This window comes from Acidimicrobiales bacterium (assembly GCA_025455885.1).
Classification (GTDB): domain Bacteria; phylum Actinomycetota; class Acidimicrobiia; order Acidimicrobiales; family Acidimicrobilacustridaceae; genus Rhabdothermincola_A.
On record JALOLR010000005.1, the window covers coordinates 124,320 to 142,774 of the forward strand.

General features: G+C 72.2%; 14 protein-coding genes. 7 read left to right on the forward strand and 7 right to left on the reverse strand.

Annotated features, from left to right (window positions below; genetic code table 11):
* Window positions 1–99: 99 nt before the first annotated feature.
* Complete coding sequence (locus MUE36_05910) at window positions 100–1,209, reverse strand: hypothetical protein (GenBank protein MCU0310458.1); 1,110 nt, start codon at window positions 1,207–1,209, stop codon at window positions 100–102.
* The gene (locus MUE36_05915) at window positions 1,206–2,807 is read right to left on the reverse strand and encodes a glycosyltransferase family 39 protein (GenBank protein ID MCU0310459.1); all 1,602 of its coding nucleotides are present in this window, start codon (window positions 2,805–2,807) and stop codon (window positions 1,206–1,208) included. Before MUE36_05915 ends, MUE36_05910 begins: the two co-directional genes overlap by 4 nt.
* A gap of 123 nt (window positions 2,808–2,930) precedes the next feature.
* Between MUE36_05915 and MUE36_05920 the strand changes: the two genes are divergently transcribed.
* From MUE36_05920 to MUE36_05945, 6 genes are all read left to right on the forward strand, one after another.
* Window positions 2,931–4,508: an NAD(P)/FAD-dependent oxidoreductase gene (locus MUE36_05920; GenBank protein MCU0310460.1), complete on the forward strand. Its 1,578-nt coding sequence runs from the start codon at window positions 2,931–2,933 to the stop codon at window positions 4,506–4,508.
* Window positions 4,509–4,519: 11 nt separating this feature from the next.
* Window positions 4,520–5,761: a glycosyltransferase family 4 protein gene (locus MUE36_05925; protein MCU0310461.1), complete on the forward strand. Its 1,242-nt coding sequence runs from the start codon at window positions 4,520–4,522 to the stop codon at window positions 5,759–5,761.
* Entirely contained in the window at window positions 5,758–10,242 is a 4,485-nt protein-coding gene (locus MUE36_05930) for a DUF3367 domain-containing protein (protein ID MCU0310462.1), read from the forward strand. The genes MUE36_05925 and MUE36_05930 overlap by 4 nt, the downstream gene beginning before the upstream one ends.
* On the forward strand, window positions 10,239–10,919 hold the full coding sequence (locus MUE36_05935; GenBank protein ID MCU0310463.1) for an alpha/beta hydrolase: 681 nt from the start codon (window positions 10,239–10,241) through the stop codon (window positions 10,917–10,919). The genes MUE36_05930 and MUE36_05935 overlap by 4 nt, the downstream gene beginning before the upstream one ends.
* Before the next feature lie 15 nt (window positions 10,920–10,934).
* Window positions 10,935–11,588: a hypothetical protein gene (locus MUE36_05940; GenBank protein MCU0310464.1), complete on the forward strand. Its 654-nt coding sequence runs from the start codon at window positions 10,935–10,937 to the stop codon at window positions 11,586–11,588.
* A gap of 72 nt (window positions 11,589–11,660) precedes the next feature.
* Window positions 11,661–11,924: a hypothetical protein gene (locus MUE36_05945; protein MCU0310465.1), complete on the forward strand. Its 264-nt coding sequence runs from the start codon at window positions 11,661–11,663 to the stop codon at window positions 11,922–11,924.
* Window positions 11,925–11,927: 3 nt separating this feature from the next.
* On the opposite strand, the gene MUE36_05950 is transcribed toward MUE36_05945, so the two are convergent.
* The 4 genes from MUE36_05950 to MUE36_05965 are packed head-to-tail and all read right to left on the reverse strand — an operon-like array spanning window position 11,928 to window position 15,847.
* Window positions 11,928–12,566: an ATP/GTP-binding protein gene (locus MUE36_05950; GenBank protein ID MCU0310466.1), complete on the reverse strand. Its 639-nt coding sequence runs from the start codon at window positions 12,564–12,566 to the stop codon at window positions 11,928–11,930.
* On the reverse strand, window positions 12,547–12,882 hold the full coding sequence (locus tag MUE36_05955) for a DUF742 domain-containing protein (protein MCU0310467.1): 336 nt from the start codon (window positions 12,880–12,882) through the stop codon (window positions 12,547–12,549). Before MUE36_05955 ends, MUE36_05950 begins: the two co-directional genes overlap by 20 nt.
* A 41-nt stretch (window positions 12,883–12,923) precedes the next feature.
* Window positions 12,924–13,346, reverse strand: coding sequence for a roadblock/LC7 domain-containing protein (locus tag MUE36_05960; protein MCU0310468.1), 423 nt, complete (start codon window positions 13,344–13,346; stop codon window positions 12,924–12,926).
* Window positions 13,347–13,375: 29 nt separating this feature from the next.
* On the reverse strand, window positions 13,376–15,847 hold the full coding sequence (locus MUE36_05965) for a nitrate- and nitrite sensing domain-containing protein (GenBank protein ID MCU0310469.1): 2,472 nt from the start codon (window positions 15,845–15,847) through the stop codon (window positions 13,376–13,378).
* 283 nt (window positions 15,848–16,130) lie between these two features.
* Between MUE36_05965 and MUE36_05970 the strand changes: the two genes are divergently transcribed.
* A complete protein-coding gene (locus MUE36_05970) occupies window positions 16,131–16,874 on the forward strand; it encodes a hypothetical protein (protein MCU0310470.1) in 744 nt (247 codons plus the stop codon).
* Between the two features lie 113 nt (window positions 16,875–16,987).
* On the opposite strand, the gene MUE36_05975 is transcribed toward MUE36_05970, so the two are convergent.
* Window positions 16,988–18,451 carry a glutamate synthase subunit beta gene (locus MUE36_05975; GenBank protein ID MCU0310471.1) on the reverse strand — a complete coding sequence of 488 codons (1,464 nt, stop codon included), beginning with the start codon at window positions 18,449–18,451 and terminating at the stop codon, window positions 16,988–16,990.
* Window positions 18,452–18,455: the final 4 nt, after the last annotated feature.

Here is an 18,455-nt window from a genome sequence, read left to right on the forward strand (position 1 = left end):
GCCACGTCCGAAGGCCCGTCCCAGGCGAGGCGGGGAAAGCGCCAGCGACCCGCCTCGCACCGCGCCCCGACGAGGCCTCGGCCGAGGAGGGCGCCATCATCACGGCACGTAGACGCCGAGCCAGGCGAGCCCGCTGAGGGCCACCACCCCGCCGGAGAGGACCGCGAGCGCGACCCGTTCGACCCGGGGGTCCCGGGTGAGGCCGGCGAGGGCGAGGGCCAGCGGGAAGGCGCTGAGGGCGTAGCGCTCGAGGGAGTTGAGGTTGTCGGCGCCGAGGGCGACGACCAGCACCGCGGTGGCGAAGAGGCCGTACGAGGCGGGCCACCACCGCCACACCAGCACCACCAGGACCACGAAGGCCAAGGCGAAGGGGATGTGGAGGCCGTCACCCATGGCCTCCGGGCCGACCATCTGCCCGAGGCCCTCCCACAGTCGGCTCAACGGGTTGATCGAGTCGCCCCGCAGCGGTCCCTGGGTGCGGACGGGCAGCCACCAGTCGTCGAAGGACACCTGCACCCAGGCCAGATACGCGCCGACGCCGAGCACCGGGGCGACCAGGGCCGCCACACCGGCGAGGCGCTCGTCGTTGCGCGCCGGTCGCCAGATCCGGATCAGCTCGACCAGCACCGGCAGGACGAGCAGGACGCCGAGCGGTCGGGTGGCGCCGGCGAGGAACCCGGCCAGCACGGCCCAACCCCACCGCCGGGACCTGATGGCCCAGAAGACGACCACCGCACCCAGCATCCAGAGCGCCTCGGCGTAGGCCCAGCTCAACACGAAGGCGCCGGGGAAGAGCACGGTCACCCACACCGCACGATCGGCGAGCTGCGTGCTTCCCCGCTCGAAGATCACCAGCCGCCGCACCGCGACGGCGAGGGCCAGCGAGCAGAGGTTCGCCACCACGATCAGGGCGATGTCGGCTCGTCCCGCGAAGAGCGGGGAGAGGATGCGCCCGAGGAGCGGGAAGGCGGGGAAGAACCGCAGGCTCTCGAGGGGCAGGGCGCCGTAGCCCATCTCGGCGATGTCGCGGTACCAGGTGCCGTCCCAGGCGACGAGGCCTTCGGTCAGCGCGGTGGGGCGGGCGCCCGGGACGAGCTGGTCGGCGGCCGCGTAGGCCATCACGAACCCGGCCGCGACGAGGAGGCGGGCAGTCAGCCAGGGGACGATGACGACCCGGAGGTCCGCCCCGAGCACCCGGAGCCGACTCATCCCCCGGGGGCCTGGGTCACCGTGCCGTGCTCGAAGAACCGGCCGCCGCCGTCGGGGACCAGCTCGCGGGCGGGTCGGGCGGCGGCGATGGCGTTCACCAGGGCCTCGCACTGCCCGTCGAAGGTGCGGTAGCTGCCGTTCCAGACGACGAAGATGCCCCGGTCCCCTGCCCGATCGAGCGCCTGCGCGGCGAAGGCCTCGGGGTCGGCGGCCGCGTTGCGGGCCGCGTAGTCGACCCAGTCGACCCGCTCGGGGGAACCGAACGTCGGATAGACGACCTGGTCGAACCCGTCGGGCAGCTCGCGGCTCCCGGCGGGCCCGAGTTGGTCGGGGCAGTAGACGACGAGGTCGCCGGGCCGGCCCTCGGCGACGATCGCCGCCGCCCACTCCTCGGACTGGGTGCGCTCGTCCGTGACGTTGAAGACCGCCCCGACGGCGAACAGCGCGAGCACCACGGCGAGGCCGCCGAGGCGCACCCAGGCGTGCAGGAAGCGGGTGAGGCCGGCGGCGACGAGGACGGCGAAGAGGGGGAACACCACCGCGGCGTAGCGGGTCGCGAACGCGCTCCACGTGAGGTAGGTGAAGGCCGTGCCGAGGCCGAGGGTCGACACGAACAGCAGCGCCTCGGGTCGGTAGGCCCGCTCGCTGCGCAGATCGAGCAGGATCGACCTGGCATCGACGCCCCGGCCGAACACGGCGAGCAGCGCCACCGTGGTCACCACGAGGGCGATGAACCCGGCGTCGGCGAACGGGCCGGCGGTGAAGTCGGCCAAGGTGATCCCGACCACGGTGGTGGGTCGGGAGGGCGACGCCCACGGCGTCCCGGTGTTGGCCGACTGGTAGAGCAGGGTCGGGAGCCACGGGAGGAAGGCAACGCCGGCGACGACGAGCGCACCGACGGTCCGCCACGCCGAGCGGTTCGAGCCCGAGCCCCGATTGCGCCAGAGCCGCCACACCAGCCAGAGCCCGACCGCACCCAGCAGCCAGATCGCCCAGTAGTGCGTGTAGAGGAGCGCGGCCCCCACCAGCGCCACTCCGACGATGCGGCCCCACCCGTCGTGGCCGCGGGCCAGGACGTCGTCGAGCAGCACCGCGCCGACGAACACCAAGAGGACGACGAGGGCGTACATCCGGGTCTCGGTGGCGTAGCGCAGGGAGTAGGGGGCGAGCGCGACCACGGCGAGGACGAGCCAGCCGAGCGCGGGTCCACCCCGGCGGCGGCCGTACCACCAGGCGACGGGGAGGGTGAGCACGGCGACGACGCCGGAGAGGGCGCGCACCGCGGCGTCGCCGTCGCCGAAGAGCTCGATCCACCCGTGGAGCGCCACGTAGTAGAGGGGCGGGTGGCCGTCCTGGCGGAGGGCGTCGAGGAGCTCGCCGATCGGCAGCTCGGCGATGTTGACGCTCAGCGCCTCGTCGAGCCACAGCGCCGACCCGGTGGCGAACCGCAGCGCGATGCCCAGCGCCGCCGCCCCCACCGCGACCACGATCGTCAGGGTCGCCGCGAGATCGGCCCGACGTCCCACGACCGGCGCGGGAGCGCCCGCCGAAGGGGTCGGCGCACCCCCGTCGGGCGCCTCTGGCGATGCGTCGTGCATGGCGGCCGACACTACCCTCGGCCCCCGTTCGGCCCGGGTACCGCCCCGCCCACGATGCCCGGGCCGGAACGACCCGTTCACTACACTGCCGAGCGTTCTCCATCCCTGAAAGCGATGTCCTCAATGCCATCAACCGACGCCTCCGGTGCCGAGACCCGCACCGATCCCAAGGTCGTCATCATCGGGGCCGGTCCCGCCGGGCTCACCGCTGCCTACCAACTCACCAAGCACGACCTCTCGAGCACCGTGCTCGAGTCCGACGGCATCGTGGGCGGCATCTCGCGCACGGTCGAGCGGGACGGCTGGCGTTTCGACATCGGCGGGCACCGGTTCTTCACCAAGGTCGTGCCGGTCCAGGAGCTCTGGCACGAGATCCTGCCCGCCGAGGAGTTCCTCCTGCGCCCGCGGATGAGCCGCATCTACTACGACGGCAAGTACTTCGACTACCCGTTGAAGGCCTCGAACGCGCTGAAGAACCTGGGCATCTGGGAAGCGGTCCTCTGCGTGCTCTCGTACGTCTGGGCGCGCATCAAGCCGCCGAAGGACCAGAGCACGCTCGAGGGGTGGATCGCCGCCCGCTTCGGATGGCGGCTGTACCGCCACTTCTTCAAGACCTACAACGAGAAGGTCTGGGGGGTTCCGGCCAGCAAGCTGCAGGCCGACTGGGCGGCGCAGCGCATCAAGAACCTCTCGTTGCTGAACGCCGGCACGAACGCGGTGATCGACGAGCTCTCGAAGCGCTTCCCCGCGCTGTCGAAGCGCAAGGCCACCGACATCACGAGCCTCATCGAGGAGTTCGAGTACCCGAAGTACGGACCGGGCCAGATGTGGGAGGTCTGCCAGGAGAAGGTCGAGGCGGCGGGCACCAAGGTCCACATGCGCACCCGGGCCACGAAGGTCCGCCACGACAACGGCCGGGCGGTCGCCGTCGTCGCCACCTCCCGTGACGGCGTCGAGACCGAGTACGAGTGCGACGAGGTCATCTCCTCGATGCCGATGTCGCAGCTGCTGCGGGCGATGGACCCGCCCGTGCCGCCCGACGTCCTCGCCGCGGCCGACAACCTCGCCTACCGGGACTTCCTCACCGTGGCCCTCGTCGTCCCCGAGTCGGCGAGCTTCCCCGACAACTGGATCTACATCCACTCCCCCGAGGTCGAGGTCGGTCGCATCCAGAACTTCGCCTCCTGGTCGCCGTACATGGTGAAGGAGGGCCGCACCTGCCTGGGGCTCGAGTACTTCGTCTTCGAGGGCGACCACCTCTGGAACGCGACCGACGAGGACCTCATCGCCCGCGCCAAGCGGGAGCTCGAGACGATCGGCCTGGTCAAGGCCGACGCCGTCGAGGCCGGGTACGTGGTGCGGATGCCCAAGGCGTATCCGTTCTACGACGAGCACTACAAGGCCAACGTGCAACGCCTCCGGGACTGGCTCACCGACTGCGCGCCGAACGTGCATCCCGTCGGCCGCAACGGGATGCACCGCTACAACAACCAGGACCACTCGATGTACACCGCCATGCTCACCGTCGACAACATCGTGAGCGGCACCGCCTACGACGTCTGGGAGGTCAACGTCGAGGAGGAGTACCACGAGGAGAAGGCCGCCGACGCGACCTCGTCGGGCGGGACGGGCCGTGACGCTCCGGTGATCCCCCGCGAAGCCCTCGGGGCCGACCACCCCGTCAACCGGCCGCCGACCTGATCGACGCCCACGTGCCCGCACACGAGGACGGTCCGGGGAGCCCGCCCACCCCGGCGACGCACGCGTCCGGGGTGCTGGCCATCTCCGACCTCGCCACGCAGGCAGGTCTGCGTCGCGTGCACGTGCTGGCCTGGCGCGACCTCGTCGACATCGAGGCCGGAGGCTCCGAGGTCCACGCCGCGAAGATCCTGGCCATCTGGGCCGAGGCGGGCCTCGACATCACGATGCGGACGTCGTACGCGCAGGGCCACCCCTACGAGGGCACTCGCGACGGCTACCGGATCGTGCGCAAGCACGGGCGCTTCATGGTCTTCCCTACCGCGGTGCTCGCCGAGCTGAGCGGGGCCCACGGACCGCGGGACGGGCTCGTCGAGATCTGGAACGGCGTGCCGTTCCTCACCCCGCTGTGGGCCACCGGCCCGAAGATCGCGTTCGTGCACCACGTGCACCGCGACATGTGGGACATGGTCCTCGAGGACAAGCTGGCCCGAGCCGGGAAGTTCTTCGAGCACCGCATCGCCCCACCCCTCTACCGCCGCACCCCCGTCGTCACGCTCTCGCACTCCTCACGCCACGAGCTCGTCGACTACCTGGGGCTGCGGCCCCAGCAGGTCACGGTCGTCCCCCCGGGGATCGACGAGCGCTTCAGCCCCGGCGGGACCAGGAGCGAACGGCCCCTCGTCGTGGCGGTCGGGCGGCTGATGCCGTCGAAGCGGTTCGACGAGCTGATCCGCGTCGCCGACGAGGTACGGCGCACCGTGCCGGACCTGCAGCTCGTCATCGTGGGGGACGGCTACGAACGACCCGACCTCGAGGCCCAGGTGGCCGCCCTCGACGCCGAGGACTGGGTTCGGCTGGCCGGCAAGGTCTCCGACGAGGAGCTGTTGTCGCTCTACCGGCGGGCATGGGCGGTGGCGAGCGCCTCGATCGCCGAGGGCTGGGGGATGACGCTCACCGAGGCCGCGGCGTGTGGCACGCCGGCGGTGGCGAGCGACATCGCCGGTCACCGCGATTCCGTCGCCGCGGGGCGCTCCGGCCTGCTGGCCCCCGATTCGCGGGGCCTCGTCCGTGACCTCACCGCCGTGCTGACCGACGCGTCGCTGCGCGAGGCGCTCAGCACGGGCGCCCTCGCCCACGCCGCGACGCTCACCTGGGAGGCCACGGCTCTCGGGGCCTTCACGCCCCTGGCCGACGACGCGATCCGTCGGTCGGGCGGGTCCGGGCCCGCCTCCCGCCGCTCCGACGCGACGTGACCGCCACGGCCACCGGCACCCCGCCCCGAACCCGGCGAAGGTTCGACTGGCTGGGCATCGGGCTCCCGGCGCTCATCGCCTACGTGCCACTGCTGCTCACCCAGCCCGGGATCGTCGGCGCCGACACCAAGACCTACCTCTACCTCGACCCCGGCAAGCTGCTCTCCGAGGCGCCCTACCTCTGGAACACCGATGTCGGCCTCGGGTCGGTGACCCACCAGAACATCGGCTACCTCTGGCCGATGGGGCCCTTCTACCTCTTCTTCGAGACCATCGGTGTGCCCGACTGGGTCGCGCAGCGGCTCTGGATGGGAACGCTCATCTTCGCGGCCGGCATGGGCGTCCGCTTCCTCCTGCGGACCATCGGATGGGGCTCGATCCCTCTCCGCCGCGGCGGGGTCCTCGTCGCCACGCTCGCCTACATGCTGAGCCCCTACCTGCTCAACTACTCCGCTCGCATCAGCGTCATCCTGCTGCCCTGGACGGCCCTGCCCTGGCTCATCGCCTTCACCGCCAGGGCGCTGCGGCGAGGTGGGTGGCGCGACCCCGCGCTGTTCGCGCTCGTCGTGCTCACCGTCGGCGGTGTCAACGCCACCGCCCTGTTGCTCATCGGCCTCGGCCCCCTGCTGTGGCTGGTCCACGCAGTGGTCGTCGACCGGGAGGCCAAGGCGCGGGCCGCGCTCGCCGCGGCGGCCCGCATCGGCGTGCTCACGATCGCCGCGTCGCTGTGGTGGATCGCCGGCCTCTGGGCGCAAGGTCGTTACGGACTGCCGGTGGTGCGCTACACCGAGACCTACGAGGTGATCGCCGACGCCTCGAGCGCGCCCGAGGTGCTCCGTGGCCTCGGCTACTGGCTGTTCTACGGCACCGACAAGCTCGGTCCCTGGATCGAGCCGAGCATCACCTACACCCGCAACCTGTTCTTCCTCGGCCTCAGCTACCTGGTCCCGCTCCTCGCCATGCTCTCGGCGTCGCTGCTGCGGTGGCGCTACCGGGCGTTCTTCCTCACCCTCGTCGTCGTCGGCACCCTCGCCGCCGTCGCCGGGCACCCGTGGGACGGCTCGTCGTTCCTGGGGTCGCTCTTCACCGACTTCACCCGCACCGACGCCGGCCTGTCGCTGCGGTCGACGCCTCGTGCCGTGCCGCTCATCGCCCTCGGGCTCTCGGTGTGCCTCGGTGCCGGCGTGGCGGCGCTGTCGCGACGGGTACCCCGCCTCACCGTCCCGGTGACCGCCGTCGTCGTCCTCCTCGTCGCCGCGAACCTGCCCACGCTGTGGAACGGCGAGATGGTGGCCGCGAACCTCCAGCGACCCGAGAACATCCCCTCCTACTGGGTCGATGCGGCGAAGTACCTCACCGAGACCGACGACGGCACGCGCGTGCTCGAGGTCCCCGGGGCCGACTTCGCCAGCTATCGGTGGGGCAACACCATCGATCCGGTCACCCCCGGCCTGACCGAGCGCGAGTACGCGGCACGCGAGCTGTTCCTCTACGGCTCCGAGCAGGCGGCCGACCTGCAGCTGGCCGTCGACCAGCGCTACCAGGAGAACACCCTCGAGCCCGAGGCGATCGCCCCGCTGGCCCGGCTGGTCGGCGGAGGGCAGATCCTCCTGCGCAACGATCTCAAGTACGAGCGGTACCGGTTGGCCCGCCCGCGGTACATGTGGGACCTGTTGCGCCGTGCCCCCGGCCTCACCGAGCCGGTGACCTTCGGTCCCAGCACGCCGAACCGCGCCGGGCCCGAGCTGCCCGTCATCGACGAGATCGAGCTCGACGCCCCCGACACCTGGGAGGACCCGCCGGCCATCGCCGTGTTCGGCGTCGAGGACCCGCTCGCCACCATCCGCACGAGCCCGAGTGAGCGGCCCCTCCTCCTCTCGGGCAGCGGTGACGGGCTGGTCGACCTCGCCGGCGTCGGGGCGCTGCACCCCGAGCAGTCCATCTTCTACAGCGGCACCTTCGCCGGTGACGCCGGGACCATCGACGAGATGGTGGCCGACGGCGCCGACCTGGTGGTCACCGACACGAACCGCAAGCGCGCCCGGTCGTGGAACACGCTGCGCGAGAACGCCGGCTACACCGAGCAGGCCGGCGAGGAACCCCTCACGTATCGGCCCGGCGACCAGCGCCTCCCGCTCTTCCCGGACGCCGACGACGACGCCTACACGGTCACCGAGCAGGAGGGCAACGCCACGGTCCTCGCCACCGGCTACGGCAACATCGGCACGCTCACCGCCAACGACCGGGCCGCAGGGGCCCTCGACGGCGATCCCCTGACCGCCTGGCGGGTCGCCGACGGCGGGGACCCGAAGGGCGAGCGGCTCGTGATCGTCGCCGACGAGCCGGTCACCACCGGTGAGGTGCGCCTGCTCCAGCCGATCAACGGGGTCCGCACGAGATCGATCACACAGGCCCGGCTGTGGTTCGACGGTGCCGACCCGGTGACCGTCGACCTCGGTGACGCCAGCCTCGCCGAGCCCGGGCAGGTCGTGACCTTCCCCGAGCGGACCTTCTCCCGCCTCGAGGTCGAGATCCTGGCCGACACCTCCGGGCGGCGCTCGCTCTACTTCGGCCAGGCCGGTGTCGGTTTCGCCGAGGTGGGGGTCGGCGACCTGCGGATCAGGGAGCTCATCCGACCCCCGGTCGACCTCCTCGAGGCAGCCGGACCGGCGTCGGCCGCCAACCGGCTGAGCTACGTGTTCACCCGCCTGCGCAGCAACCCGAGCGAGCCGGTGCGCACCGACACCGAGGTCGACATGACCCGGATCGTCGACGTGCCGACGCCGCGGGCCTTCGGGCTCACCGCCCAGGCCAGGCTGAACCCGCTCGCCCCGGACCAGCGGCTCGACGCCCTCCTCCAGATCCCGGGAGCTGCCGACGGCGGGGTGAGCGCGGTCGCCTCCGACTCCATGCCGGGTGCCATCTCGGCGAGGGCATTCGCGGCGGTCGACGGCGACCCTGGGACCGCGTGGACCACGCCGTTCGGCGCGCTGCTCGGGCAGTGGGTGGAGGCCACCGGTCCCACCCCGCTGACGATCGACCGGCTCGACCTGCGGATCGTCAACGACGGCCGTCACTCCGTCCCCACCGTGGTGACCCTCCGGGCCGACGGCGATCCCGCCCTCGTGCGCACCATCGAGCTGCCCACGATCGACGACCAGGCCGACCCGGATGCCTCGGTGGTGGTCCCGGTGTCGTTCGAACCCCTCACCGGCACCACCTACCGCCTGACCGTGGACGCCGTCCGGCCGGTCACGACGACCGACTGGTACACGAAGCAACCGATCGACATGCCGGTCGGGGTGGCCGAGCTGGGTATCCCCGGGCTCACGGCGCCGGCCGGGCCCGCGGCCATCGACACGGGCTGTCGTAGCGACCTGCTGGCCGTCGACGGCGTGCCCGTCCCCGTCCGGGTCACCGGGACCACTGCCGACGCCGTGCGGCGGGAGCCGCTGACCGTCGAGACGTGCGACCCCCAGGGTGCCCCCATCGTGCTGGACGCCGGCCGCCACGAGCTCACGACCGCCATCGGTCGCGACGTCGGCATCGATCTCGACCGTGTGGTGCTGGCCTCGGATCGCGACGGAGGACCCCTCTCGTCCGCCGGGTTGCAGGTACCGGTGGTCGAGGCCGACGTCGCCCTCGACGTGACCCGGGACCGCGGCGTCGGCTACGAGATCGAGGTGCCGGAGGCCGACGAGGTGCGGTGGCTCTCGTTCGGTCAGTCGTGGAGCCCCGGCTGGACGGCCGAGGTGGCGGGCCGGGACCTCGGGCCCTCCGTCGTGATCGACGGGTACGCGAACGGATGGGTGCTCGACCCGGAGGTGCTCGGACCGGGGCCCTACACGGTCAGTGTCACCTGGGCCCCGCAGCGGACCATCTGGATCGCCATCGCCGTCTCCGCACTCGCCATCCTGCTCTGCCTCGGCATCATCCTCGCCTCGTTGCGGCGCTCGTCCTCCGCCGGGCGGACCTCGCGCGACGCCGACCCCGTCGAGGAGGACGCCGAGGCCTCACTGCGCACGGGGCACCGGGCCCTGCCCCTCGACCCCGATCTCTCCCCGCCCCCGTGGGCCCTGCCGCAGCGTCCCGGCGTCGTCGAACAGGCCTCCCCCCGTGCTGCGCTCGTCGCGGCGGTGGCCCTCTTCGTCGTCATCGTCCCCAACGTGCCCCTGACGGCCCGCGAGCTGGTCATCGCCCCGGTGGTGGCCGCGCTGTCGTGGTTCGCCTTCCGGTCCCCCCGGGGACGGGGTGTGCTGGGTCTCGCCGGCACCGCCAGCTACGCCCTGGCCGTCCTCTACACGATGGCCGCCGAGTGGCGCAGGGGCGAGACCGCGGACTTCATCCAGCTCGTCGCCCCCGTCAACGGACTGGGGCTCGCCGCCGCCTTCCTCCTCTTCGCCGAGGGGGTCCGCGACGTCATCGTCCGCCGCCGTCGGTCCGAGGACCGGGCCCCGTCCAGCCAGGAGACCGCCCCGTGACCCCACCCGTCGTGCTGCTCCACGGGTTCGCCACCTCCGCCGCCCGCACGTGGGGCGACAACGGTTGGTTCGACATCCTCGCCGACACCGGCCGTGAGGTGCACGCTCCCGACCTCCTGGGCCACGGCACCGCCGAGCGGCCGACCGAACCACGAGCCTACGACCGCCTCGAGGAGGAGATCCTCTCCCGGCTCCCCACCGAGCCCGTCGACGCGGTCGGCTTCTCGCTGGGCGCCCGCACCCTCCTGGTCTGCGCCGGGGCACACCCCGAACGCTTCCACAGCCTGGTCGTCGCCGGGGTCGGGGCGAACCTCTTCACCCAGGACGGCTCGTCGGCGGCGATCGCCGACGCCATCGAGGGACGGGGTGACCTCGACGACCCCACTCTGCGCTACTTCGCCACCTTGGCCGAGTCCCCCGACCAGGACCCGGCCGCGCTCGCTGCGCTCATGCGTCGCCCCGAACCGGCCACCCTCACCGACGAGGCGCTGGCCCGGATCACCTGCCCCGTCCTCGTCGTCCTCGGCGACGCCGACTTCGCGGGACCCGCCGATCCCCTCCTCGAACGACTCCCCGATGCCCGTCTGGTCACGCTGCGCGGGGTCGACCACTTCGCCACCCCGAAGAACTTCGGCTTCATCGACGCCGTGCTCGACTTCCTCGAGCGCGGGTCCTGACGGCTCGGGCCGGACGTGGCCGACGAGTTCGTCCTCGGCGTCGACCTCGACGGGGTGTGCGGCGACCACGGTGAGGCGTTCCGACGGGTGGTGGCCATGGAGCGCGGCGTGGACCCGGGGCAGCTGACCCCGCAGACGAGCTGGGACTTCGGCGAGTGGGGCCTCGATCGGGACGCCTTCGAGGCCCTCCACAAGCGGGCGGTCCTCGAGCACCGCATCTTCCGGACGATGCCGGTGGTCGGGGGGGCGGCGGCGGCGCTGTGGCGGCTGTCCGACGCCGGGGTGTGGATCCGGCTCATCACCCACCGGCTCTACACGAACTGGGGTCACGCCGTGGCGGTCGCCGACACGGTGGCCTGGCTCGACGAGCACGCCATCCCCTACCGGGATCTCTGCTTCCTCGGCGACAAACCCCAGGTGGAGGCGGACGCCTACGTGGACGACGCCCCCCACAACATCGCGGCGCTGCGGGCCTCGGGCGCAGCCGCAGCGGTGTTCGACCAGCCCTACAACCGCGACGTGGCCGGTCCCCGGGTCACCGGGTGGAGCGAGGTCGAGCAGTGGGTCCTGGCCGAGATGGCCCGGCGAGGCCGGTCCGTACAGCCCGCGTTGGCCCTCGGCGAGGACCCAGCCGCCCGTCTTCGGCCCCCGTCGACGGACGGTACCTGAGCCCCGGGGGCACCGGGCACCGTGCCCACGCCCGGCCCGTCGAGCGGGGGCCCCACTCGGTACCGTGGCCGGATGGACGACGTGGGAGAGCTCTTCGGTGCCATCGCCTGGACGGCACTCCTGTGCGTCCCGCTCGGCATCTCGCTGTGGGCCCTGCTCGACTGCGCGAAGCGGCCCGGCTGGGCGTGGGCGCTCGCGGGGCGCCGTCAGGTGATCTGGATGGCGGTCATCCTCGTCGGGTTCATCTCGGTCGTCGGCGGGCTCGCCGTCTCGATCTGGTACCTGGCGAAGGTGCGACCGGTGATCGCCCGGGCGGAGGCCGGCGTCGGGTCCTGACGGTCAGGCCTGCTGGCTGACACTGGCCCGCAGGAGGGCGTGCTGCACCAGCTCGAGGAGGGCGGCCTTGGTCTGGGTTCGGTCCCGGGCGTCGGTGGTGATGAGGGGCACGTCCTCGGGCACCGCGAGCGCCTCCCGGACGTCCTCGAGGCGATGGTCGAGCTGACCGTGGAACTTGTTGACCCCGACGATGAAGGGAACGCCGTGGCTCTCCATGTAGTCGACGGCCGGGAAGCAGTCGGCCAACCGCCCGGTGTCGACCAGGACCACCGCCCCGATCGCCCCCCGGACGAGGTCGTCCCACATGAACTGGAACCGGTCCTGGCCCGGCGTGCCGAACAGGTAGAGGATCAGGTCCTCGCCCAGCGTGATGCGCCCGAAGTCCATGGCGACGGTCGTGGAGGTCTTGCCGGTGTTCGTACCGCCCGTCTCGTCGATGCCCTCGGCGGCGCTGGTCATCGCCGCTTCGGTCGTGAGCGGCGGGATCTCCGAGATCGACCCCACGAAGGTGGTCTTGCCGACGGCGAAGCCGCCGGCGACGATGATCTTGACGGGCAGCGGGGTGTGCTCGTCGGCACCCCCGGCGCGGCGACCGTCGGCGATCGGGGCGGACGTGGTGGCGTCAGAGTGCTTGGAGGCCATCGAGGACCCTTTCGAGCAGGCTCAGGTCGGGCCGGTCGTCGGCGCCGATGTGCTGGGGGGTGGATGCGGTCAGGAGGCCCTCGGCGGTCATGTCGCCGACGATGACCCGGCAGACGCCGAGCGGCATGTGGAGGTGGGCGGAGAGCTCGGCGATCGAGAGGGTCTCCTCGGCACGCCCGACGATCTCCTTGCGCTCGAGCGTCAGGCGGGGCCCGAGGAGGCGACCCCGCTCGGTCACCTTCACCAACGTCTCGAAGGGGAGGTCGGTGGCGGAACGGGTTCGGCCGCCGGTCAGGACGTAGGACCGGACTCGCATCGCCGGGGTGGCGTCAGGGCCTTCGGGGGCACCCGCCGGGGTCATCGCGGAAGCGACGCCTGGAGCTCTGCGCGGATCTCGGGCGTCAGGACGGCGCCGGCCTTGTCGACCAGCACCGCCATCTCGTAGCCGACGAGGCCGACGTCGCACTGGGCGTCGGCCACGCAGGCGAGACAGGACCCGTCGCTGATCCCCGTGACGAAGAGGAAGGCGTACTCCATCTCGACGATCACCTCGTTGACGGCCCCGCCGCCGAAACGGCCCGCCGCGCCGTAGGCCAGGCCGATGAGACCCGACGACACGGCCGCGAAGCGGTCGGCCGCGTCACGGTCGAGTCCCGACGAGGCGGCGATGGGGAGCCCGTCGGAGGAGACCACGACGGCCTCGTTCACCCCGGCCACCTTCTCGGCGAAGCTCTGGACCAGCCAGTTCAGATTGCGGGCTCCTGCGGACAGTTCGATCATGTCTCTCTCGATCCTTCGTTGCGGCCGAATCAGGCCTGGTCGTCGCTGCTGGTGCTGGTGGTGTCGTCACCCTGGCGTCCCCGGTCGAGACCGGAGCGGTACCGCGAGAGCATGCGCCGGACCTCCTCGGGTGAGCGGCTGCTGCGGGCCACGGGTCGGGCGGCCGTCGCCGCGGACTCCACGGGACTGGTCGGCGTGGCGGTGGCCGCCTTCGGCGTGCGGCGCACGAGCCCTGCGGCGGTGAGCGCCGGTGCCGCCGAGTCCGGCGCCGACACGCTCGGGGCGCTGTCGGTGACCGGGCTGGGGGCCGGCGCGCCGACCGAGGCGCGACGAGCCGGGAGACCGGAGGCCCCGACCGTGGCCGGCTCGGGAACGGCGGCTGGCGAGGGGGCGGGCACGGGCGACGTCGGCGCCGCCGGTGCGGAGCGCCGCACGAGCGGTCCGGCCGACCGGGCCGCGCCGTCGGTCCCGCCGGGACGCTCGACACGACCGGCAGGGAGCAGCTTCGTCGGGGTCGCCCCCCGAGTGGTCGACCGACCGGTCGACGGGGTCGTCTCGCCGTCCTCGGGGTACTCCACCAGAGAGAACGGGAGGGTGACGGTCGCCGTCGTCCCGCCGTTCGGCGTGGGCTCGAGCGTCACCGTCAGCCCGAACCGGTTCGCCAGCCGGCCGATCACGATGAACCCGAGGGAGCGGGACAGGGCAAGGCCCACGAGCGGCGGCCGGGCGAGCTGCGCGTTCGCCTCGGCGAGTTGCTGGGCGTTCATCCCGATGCCACGGTCGGCGACGGTCAGCACGTAGCCGTTGCGGTCCCCGCGGCGTCCGAGCACCTCGACACTGCTCTCGGGCGGCGAGAAGTGGGTGGCGTTCTCCATGAGCTCGGAGAGCAGGTGGGCGAGGTCGACCGCCACGTTGCCGGCGATGGTGGCGTCGTCGAGGGCGATGAGGTGCACGCGGCTGAAGTCCTCGACCTCCCCGATGGCCACCCGCACCACGTCGACCACGGGCACGGGACGACCGCGGCGCCGAGGCGGTTCGGCGCCGGCGAGCACCAGGAGCGACTCGGCGTTGCGGCGCATCCGGGTGGCGAGGTGGTCGAGCTTGAAGAGGTTGTCGAGCTGGTCGGGGTCCTGCTCGTGGGTCTCGAGGTGGTCGATGAACTCGATCTGGCGGTCGAGCAGGCTCTGGTTGCGGCGGGCGAGGTGGACGAAGATGTCTCCGATGCCCTTGCGCAGCAGGCGGCTCTGCTCCTCGGCCACGTCGACGGTCACCGTCTGGATCGAGTTGAAGGCCTCGGCGAGCTGGCCGATCTCGTCGGTGGAGTCGACCGGGATGGCCTCGAGGGACTCGGTGACCGACTCGCTGGCTTCGTCGTCGGGGTTCCGGAGCTGCTCGACGAGCGACGGGAGCTGCTCGGTGGAGAGGCGGTACGCCGCCCCGGTGAGCCGGTTCAGCGGGCGGGTCACGGACCGGGCGACCACGACGGCCAGGCCGAAGGCCAGCACCAGTGCACCGATCCCGGCGACCAGGTAGAGCAGCGCGCCCCGGAAGGCGTTCGAGGCGAGGTCGGAGGCGGTGCTGGCGACGTTGGCGGTGAGCACCTCGCTCACGCCCGACAGCCCGTCGACCGCGGCGAGGGATGCGGCGGTGAGCTCGTCGGCCGGCACGGTGATGACGTTGCCCCCCACGCCCTCGTCGAGGGTCCGCTGGGCGAGCTCCTCGAACTGGTTGGCCGCCTGCGCGTTCTGGACGAGCTGCTTCTCGGCCGGGGTGGCCCGGCCCTGCGAGAAGGCGTCGGTGGTCTGCTGCAGGTCGCCGTTGGCCTCCTCGGCCCGGACGAACGAGTCGCACTCGGTGCCGAAGGTGGCGCAGACCTGGCCGGTCCGGTCGGTGAACTGCCCGACCCGGGCGGCGCCCACGGTCTGGACGGCGAGCGCGCCCTGGGCGACGCTGATCCGGTCGAGCGCCGCCACCGTCTCGAGGCCCCGCAGCAGTTCGGCGTCGTTCGCCGTCTGGACGAGTGCGGACGTCACCGCACCGAGGGCGTCGACGCTGTCGCTGTAGCTCTGGCCGATGGCGTACGGGAGCACCTGGCCGGTGTCGACCGAGGTGCGCAGGGTGCCGAGGGTGCCGAGTCGGGCCTCGGCGAAGCGCAGCGAATCGGAGACCGCACCACCGAGGTCGGCCGCGCCGCTGCGCTCGGCGGCATCCTCGAACTCGGCGAGAGCGGTGTCGGTCGCAGCCCGCTGGGCGGCCAGCTCGGGGGCTCCGACGGCCCCCTGGGAACCGCTGACGTTCACCGACCGGACCGCCTCGATCTGGAGCTGGTCGGCCAGGGTCGACGTGGCCGCCGCGAAGCCGGCCACCTCCTCGACGCTGTTGGCGCTGCGAGCCACATCGAGTCGGTCACGGACCCCGATGGTCACCAGGACGACGATGACCAGCGCCGGCGCCACCAGGGTCGCCATCAGCTTGGTCCCGACCTTCAAGTTTCGCAGCATCCTCGGCCTCTCAGCTCTCCGCCCGATCCGGCTCGGCGTGGTCACGGGGAGGTCTCCACTCCTCGTCTGAGGTTGATCGGGCGGTTCCGGCCGTGACTTGAGAGCGGAGGTCCCGACGGCCCAACGGCGCCGGGCGAACGCTGTCCCCGCCCGCGGCCCTCGCAGCACCGCCACGATCGCCTCACACCGAAGAGCCGCGCCGGAGCACGCGACCTGACTAAGTTGACGGAGGATTCTCGGGCCCGACTCCTGGTCGGGTCCGTCTGCTCGACAAGGAGACGGAATGAGCGACACCTCGCAGGGCCCGGGCTGGTGGCAGGCCTCCGACGGCAAGTGGTACCCGCCGGAGCAGGCGCCGGGCGGACCTCCCCCCGGCGCGCCCACGGCCCGACCCGCCGGCGCCGGCGGCGGCGTCGACATCGGCGGCTCGATCTCCTACGGGTGGAACAAGTTCACCGCCAACGCCGGTCCGTTGATCGTCGGGATCCTGTTCGTGTGGGGCGTCAGCGTCGTCCTCAACGTCGTCGGCATCCCGATCTCCCGTTCCGGCTTCTTCGTCCAGCTCCTCTGGAACGTGGTGGTGATCTGCGTGTCGGCCGTCGTCTCGTTCGGCATCGTGCGCATGGCCCTCGCCCTCACGAAGGGCGAGCCGATCGACATGGGGATGGCCATCCCCAGCGGCCCGCAGGTCGTCGCCTACGGGATCACCGGGGTGCTGGTCGGCCTGGCCGTCGGCATCGGGATCATCCTGTGCGTGATCCCCGGTCTCATCGCCGCCACCTTCTTGTTGTTCTCGTCGTTCGCGGTCCTCGACGAGAACCTCCAGCCGGGGGACGCGATCAAGCGCAGCATCGACCTCGTCAAGACCAACTTCGGCGGCGTGCTGGGCTTCATGATCGTGGCGTTCCTCGTGAACCTGCTCGGCGCGCTGCTGTGCTTCGTGGGGCTGCTCGTCTCGTGGCCGGTCACCATCGTGGCCGGGGCCTACGTGTACCGAGGCCTGAAGGGCGAGCCGGTCGCCGCCTGACGCCGCCCCGGCGGTCACCGAGGACGACGAGAGCCCCGGGCCACGGGCCCGGGGCTCTTCGCGTGGCGGCGGGCACGACCGACGGTGCCCCGCCGACCGCACACCGACCGGGGTCAGGTCAGAGGGCGGGCGTCGGGAGTGAGCGGCGACGGCAGCATCGTCTCGCCCATGAGGTGACGATCGACCGCAGCGGCCGCCGAGCGCCCCTCGGCGATCGCCCAGACGATGAGGCTCTGCCCCCTGCCCATGTCACCGGCCACGAACACACCGGGGACGTTGGTCGACCACTCGTCGTCCCGGGCGACGTTCCCCCGGAGGTCGAGGTCGACACCGAGCTGGTCGACGAGACCGCCCTTCTCCGGGCCGACGAACCCCATGGCCAGGAACACCAGCTCGCAGGGGAGCTCGAACTCGCTGCCCTCCACCGGGACGAACGACGGCCGGCCGTCGACGACCTCGGAACGCACCTCGACGGCCCGCAGGCCCACGAGGTTGCCCTCGCCGTCGCCGAGGAACTCCACGGTGTTGACGGCGTAGACCCGCTCACCGCCCTCCTCGTGCGCCGACGACGTGCGGTACAGCAGGGGCCAGGTGGGCCAGGGCGTGGTCTCGGCGCGGGCGTCGGGCGGGCGGGGCATGATCTCGAACTGGTGGACCGACGCTGCGCCCTGGCGGTGGGCCGTGCCCAGGCAGTCGGCGCCGGTGTCGCCACCGCCGATGATGACCACCCGCTTGCCGCCGGCGTCGATCGGGGCCGAGGCCAGGTCGCCCTCGATGACGCGGTTGGCGCCCGGCAGGTACTCCATGGCCTGGTGGATGCCATTGAGGTCGCGGCCCGGGATGGGCAGGTCTCGCCACGCCGTGGCCCCCGCGGCGAGCACCACGGCGTCGTACTCGCGCCGTAGCTCGTCCCCGGTCACGTCGACACCGACCTCGACGTTCGTCCGGAACTCGGTCCCTTCGGCGACCATCTGCTCGAGGCGGCGCTCGATGTGCCGCTTCTCCATCTTGAACTCGGGGATCCCGTAGCGCAGGAGCCCTCCGATGCGGTCGGCTCGCTCGAGGACCACCACCTCGTGGCCCGCCCGGGTGAGCTGCTGGGCGGCGGCCAGCCCGGCCGGACCGGACCCCACGACGGCCACGCGCCTGCCGGTGGTCTCTGCGGGCACCTGCGGGGTGACCCACCCCTCCGACCAGGCCCGGTCGATGATCTCGACCTCGACCTGCTTGATCGTCACCGGGTCCGCGTTGATGCCGAGGACGCAGGCCGCCTCGCACGGGGCCGGGCACAGCCGGCCGGTGAACTCGGGGAAGTTGTTGGTGGCGTGCAGCTGGTCGATCGCCTCGTGCCAGTGGTCGCGGTAGACGAGGTCGTTCCAGTCGGGGATCAGGTTCCCGAGCGGGCACCCGTTGTTGCAGAACGGGATGCCGCAGTCCATGCACCGGCTGGCCTGCTCGCGCACCTTGACGATCGGGAACTCCTCGTACACCTCACGCCAGTCGCGCAGGCGCACCGGCACCTCCCGCCGCGGCGGCAGCTCGCGGGGCAGCTTCAGGAATCCGGTCGTGTCGCCCATCGTC

Coding starts and splice junctions, on each gene's coding strand:
- MUE36_05910 (MCU0310458.1), bottom strand. CDS start 1,209: ATGAGTCGGCTCCGGGTGCTCGGGGCGGACCTCCGGGTCGTCATCGTC.
- MUE36_05915 (MCU0310459.1), bottom strand. CDS start 2,807: ATGCACGACGCATCGCCAGAGGCGCCCGACGGGGGTGCGCCGACCCCT.
- MUE36_05920 (MCU0310460.1), top strand. CDS start 2,931: ATGCCATCAACCGACGCCTCCGGTGCCGAGACCCGCACCGATCCCAAG.
- MUE36_05945 (MCU0310465.1), top strand. CDS start 11,661: ATGGACGACGTGGGAGAGCTCTTCGGTGCCATCGCCTGGACGGCACTC.
- MUE36_05950 (MCU0310466.1), bottom strand. CDS start 12,566: ATGGCCTCCAAGCACTCTGACGCCACCACGTCCGCCCCGATCGCCGAC.
- MUE36_05955 (MCU0310467.1), bottom strand. CDS start 12,882: ATGCGAGTCCGGTCCTACGTCCTGACCGGCGGCCGAACCCGTTCCGCC.
- MUE36_05960 (MCU0310468.1), bottom strand. CDS start 13,346: ATGATCGAACTGTCCGCAGGAGCCCGCAATCTGAACTGGCTGGTCCAG.
- MUE36_05965 (MCU0310469.1), bottom strand. CDS start 15,847: ATGCTGCGAAACTTGAAGGTCGGGACCAAGCTGATGGCGACCCTGGTG.
- MUE36_05970 (MCU0310470.1), top strand. CDS start 16,131: ATGAGCGACACCTCGCAGGGCCCGGGCTGGTGGCAGGCCTCCGACGGC.
- MUE36_05975 (MCU0310471.1), bottom strand. CDS start 18,451: ATGGGCGACACGACCGGATTCCTGAAGCTGCCCCGCGAGCTGCCGCCG.